General features: G+C 42.7%; 8 protein-coding genes. 3 read left to right on the forward strand and 5 right to left on the reverse strand.

Annotated features, from left to right (window positions below):
• Positions 1 to 56: 56 nt before the first annotated feature.
• Both VB740_RS16535 and VB740_RS16540 read right to left on the reverse strand, forming a co-directional pair.
• On the reverse strand, positions 57 to 938 hold the full coding sequence (locus VB740_RS16535) for a sugar ABC transporter permease (protein ID WP_323201056.1): 882 nt from the start codon (positions 936 to 938) through the stop codon (positions 57 to 59).
• Positions 939 to 1,294: 356 nt separating this feature from the next.
• Positions 1,295 to 1,726 (reverse strand): nucleoside deaminase, encoded by a 432-nt coding sequence (locus tag VB740_RS16540; protein ID WP_323201057.1) that lies wholly within the window; start codon positions 1,724 to 1,726, stop codon positions 1,295 to 1,297.
• A gap of 15 nt (positions 1,727 to 1,741) precedes the next feature.
• On the opposite strand from VB740_RS16540, the gene VB740_RS16545 reads away from it, so the two are divergent.
• On the forward strand, positions 1,742 to 2,665 hold the full coding sequence (locus VB740_RS16545) for a nucleoside hydrolase (protein WP_323201058.1): 924 nt from the start codon (positions 1,742 to 1,744) through the stop codon (positions 2,663 to 2,665).
• A 29-nt stretch (positions 2,666 to 2,694) separates the two neighbouring features.
• On the opposite strand, the gene VB740_RS16550 is transcribed toward VB740_RS16545, so the two are convergent.
• The 3 genes from VB740_RS16550 to VB740_RS16560 form a co-directional block, all read right to left on the reverse strand.
• Complete coding sequence (locus VB740_RS16550) at positions 2,695 to 2,955, reverse strand: hypothetical protein (protein ID WP_323201059.1); 261 nt, start codon at positions 2,953 to 2,955, stop codon at positions 2,695 to 2,697.
• A gap of 149 nt (positions 2,956 to 3,104) precedes the next feature.
• Positions 3,105 to 3,425, reverse strand: a complete 321-nt coding sequence (locus tag VB740_RS16555) for a flavoredoxin (RefSeq protein ID WP_323201060.1) — start codon at positions 3,423 to 3,425, stop codon at positions 3,105 to 3,107.
• Positions 3,426 to 3,518: 93 nt separating this feature from the next.
• The gene (locus tag VB740_RS16560) at positions 3,519 to 4,073 is read right to left on the reverse strand and encodes an NUDIX hydrolase (protein WP_323201061.1); all 555 of its coding nucleotides are present in this window, start codon (positions 4,071 to 4,073) and stop codon (positions 3,519 to 3,521) included.
• 139 nt (positions 4,074 to 4,212) lie between these two features.
• Here VB740_RS16560 and VB740_RS16565 point away from each other — a divergent pair, with 139 nt between their 5' ends.
• Both VB740_RS16565 and VB740_RS16570 read left to right on the forward strand, forming a co-directional pair.
• Positions 4,213 to 5,265 (forward strand): dipeptide epimerase, encoded by a 1,053-nt coding sequence (locus VB740_RS16565; RefSeq protein WP_323201062.1) that lies wholly within the window; start codon positions 4,213 to 4,215, stop codon positions 5,263 to 5,265.
• On the forward strand, positions 5,249 to 6,295 hold the full coding sequence (locus VB740_RS16570) for a DUF1611 domain-containing protein (RefSeq protein ID WP_323201063.1): 1,047 nt from the start codon (positions 5,249 to 5,251) through the stop codon (positions 6,293 to 6,295). The genes VB740_RS16565 and VB740_RS16570 overlap by 17 nt, the downstream gene beginning before the upstream one ends.
• Positions 6,296 to 6,676: the final 381 nt, after the last annotated feature.

The raw sequence follows: 6,676 nt of genomic DNA on the forward strand, positions 1-6,676 counted from the left end.
GAAATCAAGACTTATGTATTTTTCTTTTTCCGTATGAAACCACCCTGCCCCCTGCCCTACTCCTCCCCCCAAGTTTGCAGTTGCAAATAAACTAGTACCAGCGTCACTGCAAGTAACACCGTCGCTGCTGCTGCTGCATAACCAAAATCAAATTGACCAAAAGCTTCTTGGTAAATGTAGTAAACTAGCAAATTAGTCGAATTCAGTGGGCCACCGCCAGTCATCACATAAACTTGCTCAAAACTCCGCAATGTAAAAATCGCGGTAGTGATGATTGCAAATATGACAGTAGGGCGCAATCCAGGCAGAGTAATATACCAAAATTGTTGCCAAGCATTTGCCCCATCCAAATCTGCTGCTTCATAACGACTGGGGGGAATTGCTTGCAACCCTGCTAAAAAAACCACCATATTGAAACCGAGTTGTTTCCAAATACTCATTAAAATAAGTACTGGCATTGCCCAAAATGTGTCTCCTAGCCAGGATATGTCTGGAATACCGAAAAAATCTAAAAGTCCGTTAACTGGCCCTGATGTTTGAAACAGCCAGCGAAATCCTAACCCGGCTGCCACAAGTGAGATAATTGAAGGCAAAAAATAGGCACTTCGCAGGATGCCCCGCAAGGGCATGGAGCGGTTTAATAACACTGCCAATCCCAACGAAATAACTAAGCTGGGAATGATGGTAGCAACAGTAAAATAAAAGGTGTTACCCAGAACTTGCCAGAAGTCGGGGTTGAGTAGCAAGCGCGTATAGTTTTTTAAGCCTATCCAATAAATACCTTTTAAGGTGAAACTACCAGCAGTGAAACTGAGGTAAAACAAATAGGCGATCGGCCAAATGATAAAAACGCCTAGTAAAATTAATGCTGGTGTGAGAAAAATCCAGGCCGCTACTGTATCATTATCCAACCACGACTTACTATATTTTTTTTGCATCTATAATTTTCCCTCTTAGCTGTTATAGCCTTCCGCCCTGATTCTACCCTTAGCTTGGTTTCTCCCAGCATTAGCGATGTATGCCGACAAGTAGCTATGTGGTTGTAACTACGTTTACAAATTAAAGCGATTTGTACTAAAATCAACCATTTTAAGTAATCAAAATTGACATGGCAATTCATGGGGTAAAATCAAGTCAAAGAACAATAACCCAAAAAAACAACTATAAAAATCAGAATTCTGCTGTTTAGATAGCGATCGCTCCTACCATAATTCTCCTATCAAAAGTCACCAAGGCACCGGCAACTCTTGTACAGACGCGATTAATCGCGTCTCTCTTATACGATTAATCGCGTCTAATTACCGATATCTTCATTCCAAAGTTCCGGGTTAGTTTCAATAAACTCACTCATCATTTGTTCGCAATCGTCAAGATTCAGATCAATTACTTCCACGCCGTGGGATACCATAAATTCTTTAGCACCAGGAAAAGTTTTGGATTCTCCAGCGATGACTTTTTTAATCCCAAATTGTACCACTGCCCCAGCGCATAGGTAACACGGCATTAAAGTTGAATAAAGTGTTGTACCTCTGTAGCTGCCAATCCTCCCAGCATTGCGGAGACAATCAATTTCCGCATGGGTAACAGGATCGCCATCTTGGACACGTTTATTGTGTCCTCTGCCGAGAATTTTGCCATCCTTGACGAGAACCGAACCAATGGGAATTCCACCTTCTTGTCTGCCTTGTTTTGCTTCTTGAATAGCAGCTTCCATAAACTCATCCATATTAATTCTCCTTTTATGACAAAACAACTCGTATTAATGGATCACGATGGCGGTGTAGATGATTATTTAGCAACTATGCTGCTGTTGACGATGGATCATATTGAACTCCTTGGTGTCGTCGTTACTCCAGCAGATTGCTACATTCAACCGGCTGTTAGCGCCACACGTAAAATTATAGATTTGATGGGATTTTCTCATATCCCGGTTGCAGAAAGTACTGTGCGCGGTATCAATCCATTTCCTACTCTCTATCGGCGTGATTCGTTTATCGTTGACCATCTCCCCATTCTTAATCAAAGCGAAACCATCACTACGCCATTAGTTGCCGAAACAGGTCAAGATTTCATGATCAAGGTGTTGCGGGAGGCATTAGACCCCGTAACGTTGATGGTAACTGGGCCGTTGACCACGGTTGCAGTAGCTTTAGATAAAGCACCAGACATTGAAGCCAAGATTCACAAAATTGTGTGGATGGGGGGTGCGTTGAATGTTGGCGGTAATGTGGAAAAAAGTCTGGAAGCGGGACAAGATGGTTCCGCCGAATGGAATGTTTATTGGGACGCAATTTCAGCAGCGCGGGTATGGCAAACCCAAATTGAAATTATTATGTGTCCTTTGGATTTAACTAATAATGTCCCAGTCACATCGGAGTTAGTATACAAAATGGGACGACAACGCCACTATCCCATCTCTGATTTAGCCGGACAATGTTATGCACTAGTTATCCCCCAAGATTATTATTTTTGGGATGTCTTAGCAACAGCCTATTTGGGACATCCAGAATTTTATCAGTTGCGCGAATGGGAAACAGAAATTATCACCACTGGTCTTAGTCAGGGACGGACTAAAGTAGTTCCTGGTGGTCGAAAAATATATGCAATGAATAAGGTAGATAAAGAAGCTTTTTATGATTATATTTTGCGACAATGGGCAAGATAAAAAACTAAAAAATTAGGTGGCGTGGATACTTAAACTTGTGCCTGCACAATAAAATCCTCAACTTGTCTGATTCGATCCCAATCAATGGCAGCAACCCACAACTTCTCCTCTTCAGAGAACTGCACCACTCCATCCACTTCCAAATCCTCGCTATATATCGTGAGTAACTGCCCATCTCGTAGCTCAATACTTTGATTCGCTAAGTCTTCGATTGTACCAATACAGTTCAAACGCAAACGCCCTTCAGCATCAGCATTATGAAAATCTGCAAAAACTCTAGGGGTAATCATTCTAGGTGATCCAAACTATAACTACTGCTTTGCTGGATTAGGAACAGTAGGTGTAAGGAGTTGACTAACTTGCTGCGGGTTTAAACCCCTCAATGTTGCATAGACCTCTTGCAAAAAGCACTTTTGCAAGAGGGGGAAAAGGGTAAAGGTTAAAGGGGAAGGGGACAATACAGAACTTTTTCCCCTTCCCCCTTGCCCTTTTCCCGACTTATGCAAGAAGTCTCATGATTAGCACTTCTACCGGATGTTCTGATTACATCACCACCTGCTTGGCGAACCTCGCCAACTGTTGTTACACCAATCTGCCCATGAGGAATACTCGATGCCAACTCCGCTAATGACGATCCTACTGCACATTCCACAGAAATTCCTGTTATGCCACTGGGATGAGTACCTATTCCACGTCGAATATCCTCTGGACGATTACGCCCTCCCCGAACTACTAATGCTTCATCTGGAATTATTGTCACAAGTGTAGTGTTTTTGCGTATCGATGCCAAATGGCGCAAAGTTTAAACCTGTCTCAAGCATCATTATTGTTAAAGCCAAAAAACCTATATTGATTATTGAGAGTTAAGAAATTTTAAACCTAAGAAGAGAGCCGCTATAGTACCTGCAACAGAAATTTCTCCTTGAATAATTTTATTTAAAACTGATTCTACGGGAATTAATACAACTTCAATTTCTTCTGTAATATCTAATTGTTGCTCTCCAACTTTGCTCACATTTTCTGCTAAAAATAAATGTATTTTATTGGTATCTTTACTTGGCTTATCGTATAAAGTTCCGATTTTTTTAAATTCTTGGGAAATATAACCAGTCTCTTCTGTCAATTCTCGAATTGCTGCTACTTCTGGACTTTCTTTTGTAGGGTCAAAATTCCCTGCTGGCAATTCTAAGAAAAATTCACCTACGGCGTGTCTGTATTGCCGGACAAAAATTATCTCTTTGTTACTAGTAATAGGTAAAACCATCGCAACGTCAGGCTTAATACTGACAAAATAATCATCTATAATTTTACCATTGGGTAATTCTATTTCATCTTGCCTTACCTGACACCAAAGATTATCTAAAACCATTTTAGATTTCAAAATTTTCCACTTTTTTAAGTTGTTCATAGACCAAGTAATCAATAAAATTGTGTATAAAAACTTTAATCATAAAGCAATGAATGTAAAAAAGTATAACAGATGCATCCGATAATCTAAACTTTGAACTTACACTTGCTTTTGCAATAACATAATATGCAAAATAAGTATGCAAATAAATGTAAATTTATTTACAGTAAACAAGAGATTCCCGCTGACTATTAGTCGGGGTACAACGGCACAGACAACGAATGTCTGGGTGAGAATTTCACATGATGAGATCGAAGGCTGGGGGGAAGCATCGCCCTTTGGTGTGGGTAATCATCGGCAATCAACTGATACGATCAAAGATGCTTTAGAACAAATTGTGCCACTGTTACAAGCATTCAATCCCTTACAAAGGCAGCAAATTGAGCAAGTTTTAACACAAAACCAAGTTCCTTCTGCCGTGAAAGCAGCCTTGGATATAGCAATGCACGACTGGCTGGGTAAGCGCGTAGGATTACCCTTGTGGCAAATTTGGGGACTCGATCGCAATCAAATAGTACCGACTTCTGTCACAATTGGGATTAATTCGCCTGAAGGAGCCAGAGCTAGAGCGCGAGACTGGTTACAATTTACTGATGTCCGCCTTTTTAAGGTGAAGCTAGGTAGTCCAGATGGCATAGATGCAGATAAAAAAATGCTCTTAGCAGTGCGAGAAGAAGCACCATTACTAGAATTTTTCGTTGACGCCAACGGAGGTTGGAGTTTAGAAGATGCGATCGCAATGTGCAATTGGCTAGCTGAATTGGGTATAAAGTATGTAGAACAGCCATTGCCACGAGGACAGGAACCAAGTTTAGCAAAACTCAAAGAACATTCTCCTCTGCCCATCTTTGTCGATGAAAGTTGTTTTACAAGCTCCGATATTCCCCATTTGGCAAACTACGTGGATGGTATTAATATCAAACTGATGAAATCAGGGGGACTAACCGAGGCAATGCGAATGGTACATACAGCGCGAGCCTATGGGTTGCAAGTCATGTTTGGTTGCTATTCTGACAGTTCGCTAGCTAATACAGCAGCATTACAGCTAGCGCCACTAGCTGATTATCTAGATTTAGACAGTCACCTCAACTTAATCGATGATCCCTTTATGGGTGCATTGCTAAAAGAAGGGAGGGTTTTGCCAAACGATTTACCAGGTTTAGGGGTACAACATAGTGCGACTACCACTTAATCAACGAGTAGCTATCTTGCTACATGAAGGAACTACTGGAACTCAGGGCAAAACGGGGTTATCTATTTTACGTTATAGTGAAGCCCCAATCGTAGCCGTAATTGATCGCGAGTGTGCTGGCAAATCCTTACCAGAGTTAACAGGTATCAAGCGTGATGTGCCGATTGTGGCATCTGTAGCTGCATCTCTGGAGTACAAGCCGGAAGTTTTGGTAATTGGCATTGCTCCAGGAGGTGGTGCTGTACCAGATGATTACTGGATAGAAATCAAAGACGCCCTAGAAGCTGGAATGACGCTGGTAAATGGTTTACATACACCAATGGCGAACATACCAGAGTTAAATGCACTGCTCAAACCAGGGCAACTAATTTGGGATATACGCAAAGAGCCATCTAATATAAGTGTTGCTAGTGGAATGGCACGCACCCTTCCCTGTCGGCGGATTTTGACAGTGGGAACCGACATGGCGATCGGTAAAATGTCAACAAGCCTAGAGTTACATTGGGCATCAAAACTGCGGGGCTGGCGTTCTAAATTCCTCGCCACAGGCCAAACTGGGGTGATGTTAGAAGGGGACGGTGTGGCTTTAGATGCCGTGCGGGTAGACTTTGCCGCTGGTGCTGTGGAACAAATAGTCATGCGCTATGGCAAAAACTACGACATCCTGCACATTGAAGGACAAGGTTCGCTGCTACATCCCGGTTCAACGGCAACTCTACCATTGATCCGTGGTTCGCAACCAACTCAACTGGTCTTAGTACATCGGGCGGGACAAACTCATAACCGCAATAATCCCCATGTACCAATTCCACCTTTACCAGAAGTAATCCGGCTTTATGAAACTGTCGCTAGTGCTGGTGGCGCTTTTGGAAACGTTCCTGTAGTGGGTATAGCACTTAACACAGCCCATCTAGATGAGTCTGCGGCTCAGGAAAGCATCGCTCAAACAATAGCAGAAACGGGGCTACCTTGCACTGATGTAGTCCGCTTTGATGCCAATGTGCTATTGGACGCGGTGATGAAAAATTAAACAGATATGGCGCTTTGGGCGGCTGGGGCTGCTTCCAATACGGTTCGGATAAGCAGGGGAAGCAAGAGGGTTATTGTTCAGCAATTTCTCCTCCTGCTTCTCTTTTGCTTCTGTACCCCTGTCTGCCTCAACCAAGAAACTCCTTAACCGAAAGGTATTGGGGCAGCTTCGCCAAAATCTCTTATGCCTGATAGGTCAATACGCTTGGGTTAAGGGCGAATGGCACTAAGAAAAGATACAGCCCTTACTCTGACTGGTTCCCAGCCTAGAGGCTGGGAACCCATTCTGGTAGGCTCCGCCTCCAGTAGCTTGACAAGAGGCAGAGCCTAGGCTGTTGACTTTGTGGGTTTTTAGGCGGTTTTTGTTCATGCAGTTTTTGTG

This window comes from Nostoc sp. UHCC 0251, assembly GCF_034932245.1.
In the GTDB taxonomy this organism is placed as follows: domain Bacteria; phylum Cyanobacteriota; class Cyanobacteriia; order Cyanobacteriales; family Nostocaceae; genus Nostoc.

What these genes read in the sequence shown, in the direction of transcription:
- VB740_RS16550 (WP_323201059.1), bottom strand. Translation starts at nt 2,955, where the DNA reads ATGATTACCCCTAGAGTTTTTGCAGATTTTCATAATGCTGATGCTGAA.
- VB740_RS16540 (WP_323201057.1), bottom strand. Translation starts at nt 1,726, where the DNA reads ATGGATGAGTTTATGGAAGCTGCTATTCAAGAAGCAAAACAAGGCAGA.
- VB740_RS16535 (WP_323201056.1), bottom strand. Translation starts at nt 938, where the DNA reads ATGCAAAAAAAATATAGTAAGTCGTGGTTGGATAATGATACAGTAGCG.
- VB740_RS16545 (WP_323201058.1), top strand. Translation starts at nt 1,742, where the DNA reads ATGACAAAACAACTCGTATTAATGGATCACGATGGCGGTGTAGATGAT.
- VB740_RS16565 (WP_323201062.1), top strand. Translation starts at nt 4,213, where the DNA reads ATGCAAATAAATGTAAATTTATTTACAGTAAACAAGAGATTCCCGCTG.
- VB740_RS16560 (WP_323201061.1), bottom strand. Translation starts at nt 4,073, where the DNA reads ATGAACAACTTAAAAAAGTGGAAAATTTTGAAATCTAAAATGGTTTTA.